Below are 16073 nucleotides of genomic sequence, written 5' to 3'. Positions count from 1 at the left end.
ACACAAGTCAGGTGCCACAATTTTTACGATATGCTTTTCTTTGTCTCGTACGGTGGGTCAGCCTTCATGCTTTGCGGCAGCATTTGAATCGAGTCAATGACACTATCAAGCTTCGTTTCGATCCGATGCAAAAGATAGAATGTCACGACGACAGGAAAGCCAACCTCCTGAATAAAAGGCAAGAACTGTTCCACCAAAACTCCCCCTTCCTATTAATAAAGCCAACTCCCTAGAGAGTTGGCCCTAATTTAAATCAAATGCGCCCTTGGCGTATTTGTGCCCGATTTTTTTCGAGCTTGCTCGAAAAGTTTCCTTTGAAAAATCGTGGCATCCGCCGGAGGCTGTAACTTTATTAAGCGGGATATGAAAGCCCGCTTAATAAAGTTACATTTCTACTGTTGCAACGTTGCGCTCGACAACGCGTGCGCCTTTTTTCTCCACGATCGCACCACCAGGTGTAAGAAATACATTTGTTGATACGATAAGATCCATTGCGGCTGAAACCGATTCTGCATCAACAGGTTCAATTGGATTTTCAATGGAAATTGTTGTTGTCTTTCCATCCTCATTTTTAAATTGCATTTCTAGTGTTTTTGCCACTTTTTAATCCCCCTTTCTATAAAATTTGTTTAAAACTTACTGTCCGTCATTAGCTAGTGAATAGCTGTCATTACGCTCCAGTGTGACAAGCGGTAACGTTTGAAGCTTTTCAATCGAAACAGCTACTGAAAACAAATCTTCAGCTGTTACAAGTGGGTTGATGTTGTTGTAGTTTTTGTTTTTATAAGTCATCTTGCCTTTGTCATCAATCCCGTTTTCAAACACAAAGCGTAACTGTGTACGTTGAATATCCTGTAAAACTGCCATGTCCCTCACCTCCTTTACACCTATGTTATAGAGAGGTAAGGGGCAAAATGGGGCATCTATTTTAAAAAAGGCCCTTTTCTAAAAGATTGTTGCTTTTATATATACAGTGCAAACCTAGTTGATTGGAGCGTAAGGTGGCGACTCCTGCGGGAAAAGCGTGAGACTTGAGACCCCGCAGAAGCGGCAGCGACGAGGAGGCTCAAGCCACGCCCGCGGAAAGCGTCCACCTGAAGCGGAAATCAACGATAAAAAACAACAAAGTTTATGAAAACAGCCTAAAAAAAAGACAAAAAAAATACCTCCAAAAAGGAGGTCCAACAAAAATATATAAACAAAGGGGGGGAATACATTATTCATCCTTGCCAGATCTAAACCATCTTATACGTAAAAAAGAAAAAAATATCTGAGGTTCCAATATTTTCACTACAATGGCTCATACTAAATGTATAAGTTGCATTTGCCGAGGTGTACGTATGATTTCAACCTTTATATTAAAATATACAATCTCCCTTCTCACCTTCCAACATATTAGAGGAATGAGCCTAGTAATCCCAGATGACGGCTTTTTTTCAAGTAGTATTTTTTTGCCTTTCCTTTTATTAAGTATGTTCTTATGCACGTTCGTTGCGATTCTCGGCAATCGGTATCAGCGAAAATTACACAGGCAAGAGCGTTATTTTTGCCCTCTGTACGACCTAAACCCCAGCTCGATTATTATGATTGATCCGAACGGATTCATCATTGATATCAACCCAAGTTCAGAAAAACTAACACAGATGAAAAAAGGAGATATCAGTGGCTTACATTTTACTCATTTTTTACCTGAACATGAACTAGAGGTGACAAAACAACGATTTGAAAGAGTATTGACGGGAGAGGTTGTTGAATATGAGGTTCAAATATATAACTCCAAGGGCGACTTGATTGATGTATTTGTCCGGAATATCCCCATTGTAGTAGAGAATAAGATCCATGGAATCTACGGGATCATTATGGATATCACCAAGGAAAAAAGAAACATGGAAAAAATCCATTTTATGGCCTACCACACGCCTCTCACCAATTTACCAAATAAACGGAAGCTTAGTGAGGATGTCGCCAAAAATATCGCAAATGTAGTTCCTTTTAGTCTCATTTACCTTGATTTGAATGAATTTAAAAAGACCAACGACCGTTATGGACACCTAGCTGGAGATGCAGTTCTAACACAGGTTGCCAAACGTCTCACAGAAGTAGACGACCAAGGAGTTGCATACCATATCGGTGGCGATGAATTTGCCGTGACTCTTCCCGCGGTGCAGCATGATGCAATAGAAAAAATTGCATTGGCCATCGCTAATGAAATCTGCCTCCCTATTACTTATCAAGATTTTAGCTTAGAGGTTTTTGCAAGCATCGGAATTGCGCGTTTTCCGTTTGACGCCAATACCATTGAGGAATTACTACAAAAGGCTGACCTTGCGATGTATGCATCTAAGGAACACGGTCGGGGCCATCTTGTCTTTTATCATGATACACTCTTAAAAAAGGTTGAGGAACGCTTTAAGCTTGAGCAGGATTTAAAGGAAGCACTTGAAAAACGGGAATTTGAAGTCTATTTCCAACCTCAATTTGAAATCTGTTCTGGAAAATTTCGTGGGGCTGAAGCTTTATTACGTTGGAATCATCCTGAAAAAGGATTGCTTGGACCGGACGTTTTTATCCATGTACTTGAAGATACTGGTTTGGTTGTGGATGTCGGTGAATGGGTGATTACAGAAGTTTTGGGATTGATTTATTCGTGGACCGAGTCAGGCTATGAGTTTGAGCATATTTCAGTGAACCTGTCGCCAAAGCATTTTGAAAAACATAGCTTATGTCATTTTATAGAGGAGGTGAATAAAGAACACACCACCTGCCTTCATCGCTTAGACATCGAGATAACCGAAAGTGCCTTAATTAATTTGGAAAAATCGATTGATTCCGTTCGCGAATTGAAGAAACTTGGGATTAGCATTAGCCTTGATGACTTTGGCACCGGCTATAGCTCTTTAAGCGTTCTTCATCAACTACCCATTGACTGTCTAAAAATTGACCGTTCTTTTATTAAGAATTTTAATTCAGACTCCAAAGCTCTCATTCAAATGATTATCCAAATGGCCGATAACCTAAACGTCAAAGTCGTCGCAGAAGGCATCGAAACAAAAGAACAACTCACATTTCTCAACAACCAAGGCTGCACCTACGGCCAAGGCTACTACTTCAGCAAGCCCCTCCCCAAAACCGAATTCGAAGAAAAATGGCTAAAGGGACCATAGGGACGGTTCTCGTGGTCCCTCTATTGGCTGGGACCACAGGCAAAGGGCCACAGGGACGGTTCCTGTGGCCCTCTATTTGAAAATGTCCGCGTTTAATTCCGATTACAAGAAGAGATGTGACAGAAGCTTCAACCAACCAAAAAACGCAATCCAAAGCGGAATACTCAAGGTCGTTCCCCACACCATACCAACCGCTAATTGATTCGGATTCTCTTCCATCACTTCGCCTCCTCACACTTTCTTACCTATATTATAACGAAATAATGACAACGCTTACACATAAACTTACCAACAAATTATGCCAAATTGTATCAAAAAAGGAGCACCTTAGCGTGTTTGTGCCCGATTTTAGGTCTACACAAGGTGAGTCAAAGACGTTGCGATACGATTTGAAAACCGTGGAATCCGCCGGAGTCTTTATCTTTATTCAGCAGAAATAGTTATTCTGCTGATTAAGGTTATACCCAAAGTTCCCTTTTTGAAGTAGTGATGGCAGTAGCACCCGCTTCAAGTGCCTTTTGTACTTCCTCTTTTGTCCGAATCAGACCACCTGCAAGCACCGGAACATTCATTCTTTCTTTCACCTCTTGGATCATCCACGGCATTGCGCCTGGTAGCACCTCAATATAATCAGGTTGATTTTTTTCAATGAGCTTATAGCTTTTTTCAAGGGCATGTGTATCAATCAAAAACATCCGCTGTATCGCGAAAACTCCCTTTTGCTTCGCCTTTTGAATCACACTTGATTTCGTCGAGATTAACCCATACGGCTGAAACTCCTGGCAAATAAATTCCGTCGCATACTCATCACTTTTGATCCCATGTACCATATCCACATGAAAGATCATCTTCTTCCCATATTCATTGGCCAGCCTCTTAATATTTTTCAACTGAGCAATGTGAATTTCCGTAAAAATCCCGATTTCATATTTACTTTTTAAAAAATACTCGAATTCTTTCATCGTCGTCGATGCGGGCAAAATTTGTTGATTCACCTGTCTCCCCTCCATCTCTATAAACTAGTATACACTTTCGATTACAAACAAAAAAAGAGCCCCGCTCACCATGAGCAGGGCAAAAGAGAAAAAAGTCTACAGGTAAAATATATAGTCAAATGTAGAAAACCCCCATTCTCTACATTAACTAACTAGAGTATGACTGGTTATAATACCAATCTAGTAAATTACTATATTTATATAGTACCAATGTATTACAAATTTGTATATTGGGAAAATCGATGTAAAAATATAGCGATTATTAGCACTTTTTGAAGGTAACTTTCCTAAAACAGGGCTTTTTTAGCGGTTTTTGTCTAAAATTGACCAAAATAATTTAATTTTTTTCTACACGATTCCACATTTTTATCTCCATGGACATGCTATTATTTTTTAAATAGATTAAAAAATTCAAAAAATAATATAAATAATCATTTTTTGTCTGGGAGGAGTGCTAAACTTGCCTTATTATACATTTAAAGAAATTTGGACGCCATTAAAGATCGTGGGAATTCGTTTTTATAAAAGACTTGAAGATCGGCTGTATTTTGTAAGTTACGGCAAAGGTCCACGTCGTCCATTTTTAACTCGATTGAGTAAATTTAGCGCTAGGGCATAGGCTCTAGCCTATTTTTTTGCTCGCGGGACAGAGGGACAGGTTCGTTGTCCCACACCAAATCAAGAATTAAATCTTGTACTAGGACAACTTTCCAAAGGCATATCCATAATAGTAAACAAGCTTAAGGGGGCTTTTGTTTACATATGAGAAGACGACGCGGCTTGCCCATTCAGTTGATTTTGATCATAGTTGGAGTCATTCTTTTTGTTATTCTATTACTATCATTGTTTCGTTCTTCGCCGGAGGAAGAAGCCAAAGAGCTTGTTCAATCCTTTTATAAATACGAGCAGGATGCAGATTTCGGAAGCTCCTGGGAATTGTTCCATCCCTTGATGCAGGAGCGATTCGAAAAAGCCGACTACATCCAGCAGCGCAACCATGTGTTTGTTGGACATCTCGGAACCGACACGTTCAAGTTTACGATGGAGGACGCTGAAAAACTGAAATCCTGGCAGATGACAAAAAGCTCCACCATCTTCCACGATGTCTATAAAGTGCCTATCACTCAAACCTACAAAAGTACATATGGCACCTTTACCATCCACCAAGATGTCTTCGCGGTCCAAGAAGATGGTGACTGGACGCTCTTGTGGTCATATCGGTAGGGTGTGACGTGCCTGACAAACACAATGTTTGGGCATTTTAAAAGCCTTCGGAGTTCATCTGGAAGGCTGAAGTTCCGCACCCAACCTGAGGGACCACAGGAACCGTCCCCCCGGTCCCTCCTGACCAGCGAGTGACCAAGCTCACCCCATCTAAAGAAATCTTTGGTTTGTCCTTACGTCTAAACTTTCTCCATTTGCGAATAGACTTATAGAAACCACAAACTTCTTTTTGAAATGGGGTGGCTGTATGTTTTCTGCCGAAGGAATGCAGACGTTTGAGTTGTTTTCCACCTCGCATATCGTGACGCTTTTCCTTTTTCTGCTTCTCACTATTTTGCTCGTGGTCTCCAGAAGGAAACTCAGACCTTATCGCTCGATTATCAAATGGACCTTTTTTGGCATCTTAGTCGCGAGTGAAGTGTCTCATCAGATTTGGCTAATCACTACCAACCAATGGGAAGTTGGCGAACTTCCGCTACATCTTTGTTCCATCAGCACTTTTATCTGTATTTTCTTATTCTTAAAACCTAGTAATAATGCATTTTACCTTGTCTTCTTTACAGGACTCCTCCCACCAATTTTAAGTACGGTGACTCCCGAATTGTTCCATGAGTTTCCTCACTATCGATTTCTAAAATACTTTCTTCATCACGCCACCATCACCTGGTCTGTACTCTATTTCATTCTTTTCGAAGGCTACCGTGTTCCACGAAAAGCTGTTGGGACCACCTTTCTACTCCTTAACATAATCGCCGTACCAATCTTTTTCATCAATCTCCTTCTTGATACAAATTATTTCTACTTAGCGAACCCAACTGAATCGACAACCATCCTGTCCTACTTCGGCTCAGGCATCAAGTATTATGTGACCCTTGAAATTGCCGGCATCATCGTCTTTTTCATCACCTACCTCCCAATGGCTCTCTTGATGAAAAAAGAAAAACGCCATTAAGTCGATTTGACTTAATGGCAGTACGTGGGACGAAGGGACAGGTTCCGTGTCCCACAACTTTGATAGAGCCACAGGAACCGTCCCTCTGGTCCCTCCTCTACTTCATTTCAATTGCCTTCTTCACTGCTGCGTAGGCATCAACATACCCGGCGCCAACTTCCCATTCCTCATAACCCGTCATTGGTACCGCTGTGTCTACAATAATTTGCTTAATATCGTCCGGTGTCAGCTGTGGATTTGCTTCCAATAAGAGCGCTACAATTCCTGCAACATGTGGTGTAGCCATCGATGTCCCGCTCATAATCGTGTAGAACGGCACATGTAATGGATTCAAGGTTTGCAAGTCCTGTAGAGCCGCTAATGATGAAATCGGTGCAATCGCACGTGTAGACACGATATCCACGCCTGGTGCCGTAATAGTTGGTGAGTCCTTCCACGTCCACTCTTTACCATCCAAGGTGAACGTTCCACCCACTCCATTTGTCCCTCGTGAAGAGAAGTCCGCTAATTGGATACTACTGTCACCTGCTGCTACTGAAATCACCCACGGTGCCTTTGCATACGGGTTATGAGTGTTCTCATTCGGACCTTCATTTCCTGCAGCAAAAAGAACCGTTATCCCAGCATCATACGCTTTTTTACTAGCAACATTAATTGGATCATTTGGGTCAAAATCTCCTGATGAACCCCAGGAATTTGTAATCACACGAATATTGTATTTATCCTTATTTTTAATTGCATAATCAAAACCACTAATCCCATCAAGAACAAACAGCGCTGCACCTGAACCATAGCCAATCAAGTCTGCACCTGGTGCTACACCTTCATATTTGCCATCTGACATCGCACCCGTTCCACCAACCGTACCAGCTACATGTGTACCGTGGCCGGAATTCGTATCCGTATTCGGCACATTTTCAAGGTAAGTAATCGGAAGAAGTCCTGGTGCCAAATTCGCCAAATTCACAGATCCGAGCACGTTTTGCACAAGGTTTTTTCCAAAAAGATGGTCGCCATGCGTCCCATCAACTCCACTATCATTGACGACAACCCCAACTCCCTTACCCGTTACAGGCTGGTCGCCATTTGCCAATCTGATCTCCTCATCCGCCCTCACACGGTCGACGCCGGTTATTTCAGTCGATGTTTCATTGAAATACTCTAGCTTTCTATTAAAATAAATCGAGCGTACTTCATTGCTTTGTGCAAGTTTTTCAATTTGGCTCTTCGTCGCAACAATTCCGGCAATCGGGAGATTTTTCATCGAGACGCCAGCATTGACTCCGAGCACTTTCAAAAGATCCAATTGATGCTCTTTTGGGGCACCATCCCCATTGAATGTGACGATCACCTGCAAGGAACTAACCTTGTCCCACACTGCTTCTAAAGCCGGATCAATGATCGCTGAACCCGTCTCAACTGCAAAAACCGTCTTCTTTTCTTGTAAAAATGTCGGGATCACCAGTAAAAACGCAAATAATACAACAGCAAGTTTTCTCATCTTTTTCCCCTTTCAGACCACATATGTAACTTTCTTACCTCCATTATCGCGCCACTACTGAAGGTTTCCTATTCCGCAAAAGACGTAAAACTCCGCTAAAAAAGCAGTATTTCTTGTTATACAAAAGACATATAGATGTAATAATGCAGAAAAACCGTTACATAAGGTTACAGTTTGCAATTCACAAAAAACAAACGTTTCGGATTTAAAAAAGTTTATTAGAATCATTGTGAGAAACGTACTCCAATCTCCATTTTGGGCATAAAAAAACTGCCCCCACAAACGGAAAGCAGTTGTTGACCTTCATATTCAAAAAGCGAAATTGCTGGGGTGGAGGACCTCCAAAGCCCAGACTACTGGGACAACAAACCTGTCCCCGCGACCCAAGGAACCACTAGAACCGTCCCTCTGGCACCCTGAACCCCACGACTAAGGGTCCACTAGAACCGTCCCTACGGCACCCCGGCGCCTACCTACATCGGCACTAACTTGTTTTGCACGGCGTAGATGACGACTTGGGAGCGGCTTTTGACGTCGAATTTTTTGAAGATTTTGCTGACGTGTATCTTAACGGTTTTGTCGCTGATGAAGAGGCGCTCGGCGATTTCCTTGTTGCTAAGGCCTTCCACCAGGCATTGAAGGACTTCCGTTTCCCGCTCGGTTAGTGCATTGTCCTTCGGTTGCTCTTGCTGTTGCTGATGGAAGTTAAGCAGCTTTTTCGTCATCGACGGATGAATCACAGACTCCCCGCGTGCGACTGTTCGAATGGCTTCGACCACCTGTTCAGATGGAGCATCCTTTAACAAATACCCGTCAGCACCCTCGCGAATCGCAGCCATAAAATACTCATCATGGTTGTGCATCGTCAGTACCAAAATTTTAATCGAAGGATATTTTTTCTTTAAAATACCCGTTGTTTCCACACCATTTTTCTGGGGCATGTTGATGTCCATTAAAATAACATCAGGCTCACACATCGGCACCTTCTCAAGTGCATCATCCCCGGAAACCGCCTCGCCGACAACGCGAATATCGTCCTCAAGCTCTAAAATATTCCTCAGTCCGTCACGTAACACAGCATGATCATCCACCAACATAAGCTTGATCAACAGTACTACCTCCTTCAAGTCCCATTTTAGGAACAGTTAATGTAATATCCGTACCTTGGCCCTCTTTTGTATCAATTTGAAGCGTTGCATTAATTTTTTCTGCTGCGTCATTCATATTTAAGATTCCAAAATGAGGATTGTTTTGTGCCTTGACCATTGCCTGGAACAATGAAAACCCTACACCATTATCCTTTATTTTTAAAATAATGTGCTCCTTTTGATAGCTTAACAGAATTTCTATTTTGGTGGCCTGTGCATGCTTAATTGTGTTTTGCAGGCTCTCTTGAAAAATATCAAATAATTCTTTTTCGACCATTGGACTAAGTGGAACCTCTTGGCCTCTAATATCAAACGAAAAATGAATGCTGTATTCGCTCTTTATCATTTCAATTCGCTTTTTAATAGCAACTGACAACCCAACCCGCTCCGTTGGGTATGGGCGTAGCTCGTAAATCGATTCGCGCACCTCCCGTAAGCTAAGCCTTAATTTATCCATACTTTCCCGAATGAGCCTACGCGTTTCATCGGGATGACTTTTAAATTTTCGCTCAGCCGTTTCAAGCTTCATGACGGCACCAGCTAATGTTTGAGCCACACCATCATGGATGCCTCTAGCAATTCGGTTACGCTCCTCAAGGATAATTCGCTTTTCTTGTTCCTCGATTAAAAACCTTGTCTTCACCGCAACCGCAAGCTGATTCGAAAGCGTGGCGATCGAATGAATTTCATCTTCCTCAAAGCTTCGTGACCGACTTTTTGCAACAACCAGCATCCCGATCGTTTCCTCCTCAACGACCATCGGTGAGTACACAAATGCCTTCATATCCTTTTTAAAATACTCATCAATGGGACCAAGCTTTTTTACTCTATCTTGATAGACAATCGGTTGCTTTTTTCCATCAAAACGAGCAAGTGCTTCACCGCTCAATTCATCTTTCGGGGTCACACGCCCGTCAAAGTATAAAATCTTCCACACATCGTTTTCCTTCACCCATAGCATGAGTGCCTGCACATCAACAATTTGCGAGAACGTATTTTTAAATGTATCAATCCACTCAGGTGAGTGGATTTTCTTGTTAACCCCGGTTGTAATCGCAAAAAGAGCATTCAACCTTCTCTTTTCGTTTCTTAGGGTTGAGATGACTGAGTATAATAAAGACACCGCAACCAATGGAGAGAAGAAGAAGAATAGCGAAAACTCGTCAATTGTACGACCCCCAAGGTAAAACATCATCGCTCCATACAATAAGGAAATTCCTACATTGCTTAATTCAGTTAGTGATTTGTTTTTAAATAAATAAAACGTATAGGGTTGCGGACGAACGAGCAAAACAATATCTACGATGAAATTATTTATGATAAAAAAGAAGCATAGAAAAAGTAAATATGTGCTAAATCCTGAAAAAAAGTCACTACTTGATGTAAGAATTTGATCCACATCTGTATGTGATAATATGTATTCCGCTAAAAAGACACTTAAAGTCAACTGTGCGGGATTAAACAGAACAAGTCTCAACGGACGTTGGTGAAGGATATTAATCGCTAATGCAATTACCGCATAAATGATAATGGGATACGATACCCCAAACAGTTCATACATCACAAAAATAAATGGAAATGAGATCGATGTTGAACCTCTCAAAAGCGGAATTGGGTAATACTCTGTGATCGCTAAAAACACTGTGAGCAAGAGTAGAACGGTGATATTATTTGTTGGTTCAAGATGAAAAAGTGCGTTAACCACAGCACCCCAACCTAGCACAGCCATAATAATCATATAAAACTTCGCATAATTTTCCCGTTTATGCGAGGATACTACTGGAAGCTTCAATTTGCTCCCCCCTTATCATAACATTCAGTTAATTGGGTCTGCTTTTATCATAATATATGTATTAACTAAAAATCACAATCCAAGCCCTTGAAAACGAATTCATTTTAAAAAATCCTTCAAACCCAATAAAAACCCAGACTAGTCGAATGGCGTGAAAACCACTGACCAATGCTGGGTAACCACAAACACCGCTAAATGTTTGTGTTGATAATTATGTCAAAAAAACGGGAGGATTTCTATTGCCCAAATTTATTATTTTGATACTCCAAAAGTAGTAAGACTCGTCCTTAAGACCGCTCTACCAAAGGGATTTCCTAAAAATCAAATCCTTATTTAGCAGTCGGCTAAAGGCAAGCCTGTACTACCTAAAATGTGTCGAATACGGCATTTTAGGCATGTCACTATGTTGTAGGAAAGCCTTTAATATCATTTGCTAAGTCTTGAATGAATTGCTTAATATCGATTTCTGCACTTCTTTCGCCCTTCATATAGGCTCGAATTAACGCTCTTCTTACCTTTTTCTCATCAATCGAAATAACCTCATCTGTAGATTTATCATCCAATGTATGTTCACTCCTAGCTGAAAAAGTGCCTTAATTTAAAAATTGCCTGGTGAAGAATGGAGACGCCTTCACCAGGGACAAGAATTCAGTAAGTACCATCACGGCACTTTGGGAGAAAATGATTACTTGGGGAGCTTGGATGGAGAAACCAATTCCGCCAAGTATTTACTATACATGTACGCCAGAGACTTCATTTTTGCGACTGTCTCACTCAAAATATTTCTAAATACAGGTAAAACGCACACTGTTTCAAAGCCGGGAATCCAAATTTGTACGATTCTGCGGTATAATAAAAAGATATGATTTTAGTGGATGTTCAATAAGTACGGTAAGAATGACACATTTAACTATTGCACGTGGGGAGTGAGACCACTTTGCTTCAAAACGATATTCCAAAGGATGCGGTCATGCATTTTTCCGAAAAACTTCGCAGTATGATAACTTTCGAAAACGAAGAAGACCGCAATTTAATCAAAAAAGGACTAAACCTCTACCGACAAGGTAGTGTTTATAATGTACAATACAACGGAAAAACGCTTGAAGGACGTGTACAGGACGTCACCGCGGTTGATGTCACAATCAATCTTGATTTTCTAGAAATGTGTAGCTGTACCTGCCCATCTCCTTCCTTTTGTCGCCACCGGATGGCATTGTTTTTCTATATGTACGCAAGTGTCGATCGCGTCGGGTCTCTACTTGAACAGTGGAAGGCTGGCAGCAAACCGAAGCCTACGCTAGCCTCGATTCCTGTTATCAAAGGAAACGTCCTACAGCGAGTCGAATACAAGGAGAATTCACTTGAGAGCTGGTTAACCCTTTTTAACAGTGAATATCAGCGGTTTGAATCGGGTCAACGTGATAAAAATGTGTATTCATTCGCGACCTTGTACCATTCCCTTTTTCAAACCTTACAAAGGAAAGCACCACGCTCTGAGGAGCTCAAACGCTTGTATTACATCCATGCTGCCCTTTTTTGCATTCGCAAAACAATAGAGCTACTCGGACAAATTGAATTTCGAAATTACCAGGTGGATACGTATATCCGACCTTACTTTCATAATTTCACAGATGTTGTGCTCGACAACTCACTTGAGATGCGGAAGGTATCTCTTTCCTTTTCACTTGATGAAATGCTTGTGGAAAGCCTCGAACTTGTTCGCAACACGCTTTTGACGGACAGCTTATTCCAGTATGAGCGCATGCAAATGTACCGTTTACTTTGGGCCACCTTTTTTAATCGAAAAAAATGGCTAGAACTTGAAGAAAACGCATTGGGCACCGAACAGCAAACAAGCTTAATTGCCTATGCCCATATTCGCTTTTTACAACAGGACGATGCGACTGCTATCGACACAATGAAAAAGCTTGGAAACCAGGGGATCCCCTATAGCTTTTGGTGGATTTCCTATCTGTCTGAATCAAAAAACTGGGACCGAGCTCGCGCTTGGATTGACCATGCATTAGAAGGAATCCGCGGCTATATTTTCGGCATCCAAAGCTATGAAGGGCGCCGCCACATGACGCGGCTGTTTTTACAACACATCATGGCTTACGCAGATGAGCGCGATTCAGCCGTCTATATTAACGCGTTGAAACAGCTTCTTCCGTATAGCTATGTGGAATACAACGACTATTTGCTTGATAATGACCAATACCGGAAATGGGTCGAACTGCAGATCATGGTCGGCTATGATATTGATGAAATGGACCGTTATATTATAAAACAAATTGAAACCCTTGACCGAGCGGCTTTGCTTCCGCTTTACCATCAAGCTGTCGCAAAGGCCATTGAGGGCAAAAACCGCCCAAGCTATAAAAAGGCGGTTAAATATTTGCGCAAGATCCGAACTCATTACAAAAAATTAAAACAAGAAGACCGTTGGGATGACTATATTACGAAGCTTGCTACTATGAATAAGCGACTACGCGCATTTCAGCAGGAGCTGCTTCGGGCTTCCATGATTTCAGAGTAAAGGGGTGAGATGATGATATTTTTAGTTCATGCAGAATGGATCGAGGACAAAGGATGCCATGTTTGGTGCACAACAGAAGATGGCAATGAGGTTGAAGTGCAAGAGTGGAAAAATAATCTCTTTGCTTGGCATGAGGCCAGCTTTTACGGAACCTTTCTCCAAGGGGATGGTCAAGCTGTCCTTCTTTCACCCTGGCAAGCATTAACCTTTTTCGCCGAATTGCCCGTCAATTCTCATATAGAAATCGAGTTAAGTGAAAATGTGGACCATTACCACACGATTGCTAGTAACTTGCTCCCAAACATCGAAAATGGCGAATTTATGCCTGACTTCGACCATTGGCGCAGCTCTGAACGCTTTGGCTGGAAACCGACTGGCACTGAACTAGCCGGATTTTCAGCAGAGTGGTTTTCTGAAGCCATCAGCGACTGGATTCAGTTCGATTCAGCGTTGTCTGACGCCTGGGAAGAGATCGCTCAAACCTTCCCTCTTGTAAAAAGTAGCGCCGGCGCTGAGTCCGTCGTCGATGAAAACAATTGGCTCGAACGTATTGGATGGAAGGAAGATCACACACCCTTTGACGTTATGCTGCAAATCGAAGAACCCGAGGTGGATAACGGAGTCTGGAAGCTCCAAACAGTGCTCCGCAAGAAAGAAAAACCTCATACCATGTATACCACTCTGCCACGAGAATGGAGAGATTTCGAGGGCAAAGTTGAAAACGACCAAGCCATGTGGTGTAAGCTCGTTCCTTGGCTTCGTGATGAAGATGGTATTGTTCACGAGCTAACTGAGCGACAGGCTTGGGACTTTTTAACAGAAGCAAGCACAAGGCTGATTGATGCAGGAGTCGGTATTCTATTACCATCCTGGTGGCAAGCCATTAAGGACGCCCAACTTGCGATCAAGGCAAAGGTCAAAACGTCTTCCGGAAGTGGTCGCCAATCCTTTGTCGGCTTGCAGTCAATCATTAATTTTGATTGGCGCTTTTCAACAAATGGCGTCGAGCTTTCCGAAGAAGAATTCTTGTCGCTTGTAAATGAGCAAAGACGCTTAATTAATATCCGAGGCAAATGGATCAAGCTCGACCCGGCGTTTATCAAACAGGTTCAATCCATCCTGGAGCGTGCAAACAAAGAAGGACTCCATGTCCGAGATGTCCTGGAACAAGAACTCCTTTCACTAACAGAACAAGCAGAGCGTGAGGAACAAGAAGCGGCGAGCGCATTTGCAGGCGTACAAATTGAATTAAACCGCCACCTGTCGCAAATGATTACCCAGCTAACAGATATCAAAGAGATTCCTCAGGCTAGCATACCGGACACATTCAAAGGTGAACTACGTCCATACCAGCAGCAGGGTGTAGACTGGCTCTTATTTTTACGAAAATTTGGATTCGGAGCCTGCCTTGCCGACGATATGGGACTTGGAAAAACGATTCAAATGATTGCTTACTTTTTAGCGGTCAAAGAAAATGGTGCCAAACCTGCGCTCATCATCTGCCCAACTTCCGTCCTTGGAAACTGGCAAAAGGAGCTTGAGAAATTTGGACCGGACTTACGTGTCCACCTTCATTATGGCCCAAACCGCTTGAAGGGGGAGGAGTTTGCGAAAGAAGTCAGTGCCGCCGACATCGTCCTCACCTCCTACGGGTTGTCCCATATGGATGAGGAGGAAATTTCCGCTTTTGACTGGGGTACAATTTGCCTGGATGAGGCGCAAAACATTAAAAATGCCCAAACCAAGCAGTCACGCGCGATTCGCAAGCTAAAAAGCGACCATAATATCGCCTTGACCGGAACACCGATGGAAAACCGCTTAACGGAGCTTTGGTCGATTTTTGACTTTATCAATCGTGGCTATTTAGGCAGCCTCGGCGGCTTCCAAAAACGATTTGTGTCACCGATTGAAAAGGATCATGATGAGGAAACAATCGCTCATCTGCAGCGCTTGATTAAGCCATTTTTACTTAGACGTACGAAAAATGACGAAGCCGTTGCGCTGAACCTACCGGACAAGCTTGAACAGAAGGAATATTGCCCGTTAACGGTTGAGCAGGCATCGATTTATGAGCAGCTTGTAAAGGATACATTGGAGCAAGTCGAACAGCTGGCAGGTATGCAGCGTAAAGGGCTGATTTTAAAAATGTTAGGGCAGCTCAAGCAGGTTTGTGACCATCCAGCGCTTTATTTGAAGGAGCAGAATCCTGTGAATGTGGATGAACGTTCCGTGAAAATGGAGAAGTTGCTTGAACTTGTGGATCACATTCGGGACCAAGATGAGAGCTGTTTGATTTTTACCCAGTATATTCAAATGGGAGAGATGATTCAGGACGTGCTTCAAAAACGCTTTGATGAATCTGTCAAGTTCTTGAACGGAAGTGTTCCGAAAGCACAGAGAGACAAGATGATTGAAGGTTTCCAAAATCGCGAGTTCAATATTCTAATTCTGTCACTGAAGGCAGGCGGAACCGGATTAAACTTGACGGAAGCGAACCACGTCATCCACTATGATCGCTGGTGGAACCCAGCCGTCGAAAACCAAGCAACTGACCGTGCCTACCGCATCGGCCAAAAGCGCTTCGTCCACGTGCACAAGCTTATCGCCACCGGCACACTCGAAGAAAAAATCGACGAAATGCTCGAAAAGAAGCAGTCGCTGAACGACGAAATCATCACCAGCGAAAACTGGATCACCGAACTCTCTACCAACGAACTGAAAGAACTGTTGGGGGCATTCTAGTGGGGCACTGGGCTGCTCT

At 42.5% G+C, this 16073-nt stretch carries 14 protein-coding genes; 6 read left to right on the top strand and 8 right to left on the bottom strand.

The features are described from left to right. Positions 1-23 precede the first annotated feature (23 nt). The 3 genes from DZB84_RS09805 to DZB84_RS09795 all read right to left on the bottom strand — a co-directional run bounded on the left by DZB84_RS09805 (position 24) and on the right by DZB84_RS09795 (position 867). Positions 24-194, bottom strand: coding sequence for a YvrJ family protein (locus DZB84_RS09805; RefSeq protein ID WP_116352074.1), 171 nt, complete (start codon positions 192-194; stop codon positions 24-26). A 190-nt stretch (positions 195-384) separates the two neighbouring features. Then, positions 385-600, bottom strand: a complete 216-nt coding sequence (locus DZB84_RS09800) for a DUF2922 domain-containing protein (protein WP_116352073.1) — start codon at positions 598-600, stop codon at positions 385-387. Positions 601-636: 36 nt separating this feature from the next. Beyond that, complete coding sequence (locus DZB84_RS09795) at positions 637-867, bottom strand: DUF1659 domain-containing protein (protein ID WP_116352072.1); 231 nt, start codon at positions 865-867, stop codon at positions 637-639. A gap of 473 nt (positions 868-1340) precedes the next feature. On the opposite strand from DZB84_RS09795, the gene DZB84_RS09790 reads away from it, so the two are divergent. Further along, positions 1341-3164 (top strand): putative bifunctional diguanylate cyclase/phosphodiesterase, encoded by a 1824-nt coding sequence (locus tag DZB84_RS09790; protein WP_189655206.1) that lies wholly within the window; start codon positions 1341-1343, stop codon positions 3162-3164. Between the two features lie 458 nt (positions 3165-3622). On the opposite strand, the gene DZB84_RS09785 is transcribed toward DZB84_RS09790, so the two are convergent. Then, positions 3623-4159, bottom strand: coding sequence for a glycerol-3-phosphate responsive antiterminator (locus DZB84_RS09785; RefSeq protein WP_116352070.1), 537 nt, complete (start codon positions 4157-4159; stop codon positions 3623-3625). A gap of 460 nt (positions 4160-4619) precedes the next feature. On the opposite strand from DZB84_RS09785, the gene DZB84_RS24885 reads away from it, so the two are divergent. The 3 genes from DZB84_RS24885 (at position 4620) to DZB84_RS09775 (ending at position 6335) form a co-directional block, all read left to right on the top strand. Then, complete coding sequence (locus DZB84_RS24885) at positions 4620-4778, top strand: hypothetical protein (RefSeq protein WP_189655205.1); 159 nt, start codon at positions 4620-4622, stop codon at positions 4776-4778. Between the two features lie 143 nt (positions 4779-4921). After that, on the top strand, positions 4922-5383 hold the full coding sequence (locus DZB84_RS09780; RefSeq protein WP_223254404.1) for a hypothetical protein: 462 nt from the start codon (positions 4922-4924) through the stop codon (positions 5381-5383). 247 nt (positions 5384-5630) lie between these two features. After that, positions 5631-6335, top strand: coding sequence for a YwaF family protein (locus tag DZB84_RS09775; RefSeq protein ID WP_116352069.1), 705 nt, complete (start codon positions 5631-5633; stop codon positions 6333-6335). A gap of 97 nt (positions 6336-6432) precedes the next feature. Here the strand turns inward: DZB84_RS09775 and DZB84_RS09770 are convergent, their stop codons facing one another. The 4 genes from DZB84_RS09770 to DZB84_RS24880 all read right to left on the bottom strand — a co-directional run bounded on the left by DZB84_RS09770 (position 6433) and on the right by DZB84_RS24880 (position 11339). Then, a complete protein-coding gene (locus DZB84_RS09770) occupies positions 6433-7836 on the bottom strand; it encodes a S8 family serine peptidase (RefSeq protein ID WP_116352068.1) in 1404 nt (467 codons plus the stop codon). A gap of 473 nt (positions 7837-8309) precedes the next feature. Beyond that, positions 8310-8945, bottom strand: a complete 636-nt coding sequence (locus DZB84_RS09765; RefSeq protein WP_116352067.1) for a response regulator — start codon at positions 8943-8945, stop codon at positions 8310-8312. Next, the gene (locus DZB84_RS09760) at positions 8920-10776 is read right to left on the bottom strand and encodes a sensor histidine kinase (protein WP_116352066.1); all 1857 of its coding nucleotides are present in this window, start codon (positions 10774-10776) and stop codon (positions 8920-8922) included. The genes DZB84_RS09765 and DZB84_RS09760 overlap by 26 nt, the downstream gene beginning before the upstream one ends. Positions 10777-11177: 401 nt before the next feature. Further along, positions 11178-11339, bottom strand: coding sequence for a YwzD family small protein (locus tag DZB84_RS24880; RefSeq protein WP_189655204.1), 162 nt, complete (start codon positions 11337-11339; stop codon positions 11178-11180). A gap of 374 nt (positions 11340-11713) precedes the next feature. Here DZB84_RS24880 and DZB84_RS09755 point away from each other — a divergent pair, with 374 nt between their 5' ends. Both DZB84_RS09755 and DZB84_RS09750 read left to right on the top strand, forming a co-directional pair. Continuing rightward, the gene (locus tag DZB84_RS09755) at positions 11714-13312 is read left to right on the top strand and encodes an SWIM zinc finger family protein (protein ID WP_116352065.1); all 1599 of its coding nucleotides are present in this window, start codon (positions 11714-11716) and stop codon (positions 13310-13312) included. A 9-nt stretch (positions 13313-13321) separates the two neighbouring features. Beyond that, positions 13322-16054, top strand: coding sequence for a DEAD/DEAH box helicase (locus DZB84_RS09750; protein ID WP_116352064.1), 2733 nt, complete (start codon positions 13322-13324; stop codon positions 16052-16054). Positions 16055-16073: the final 19 nt, after the last annotated feature.

It is taken from the genome of Bacillus sp. HNG (assembly GCF_003400205.1).
In the GTDB taxonomy this organism is placed as follows: domain Bacteria; phylum Bacillota; class Bacilli; order Bacillales; family Bacillaceae_L; genus Ferdinandcohnia.
Note: the sequence above shows the minus strand (reverse complement) of the source record. Positions and strands in the feature narration are given on the sequence as shown.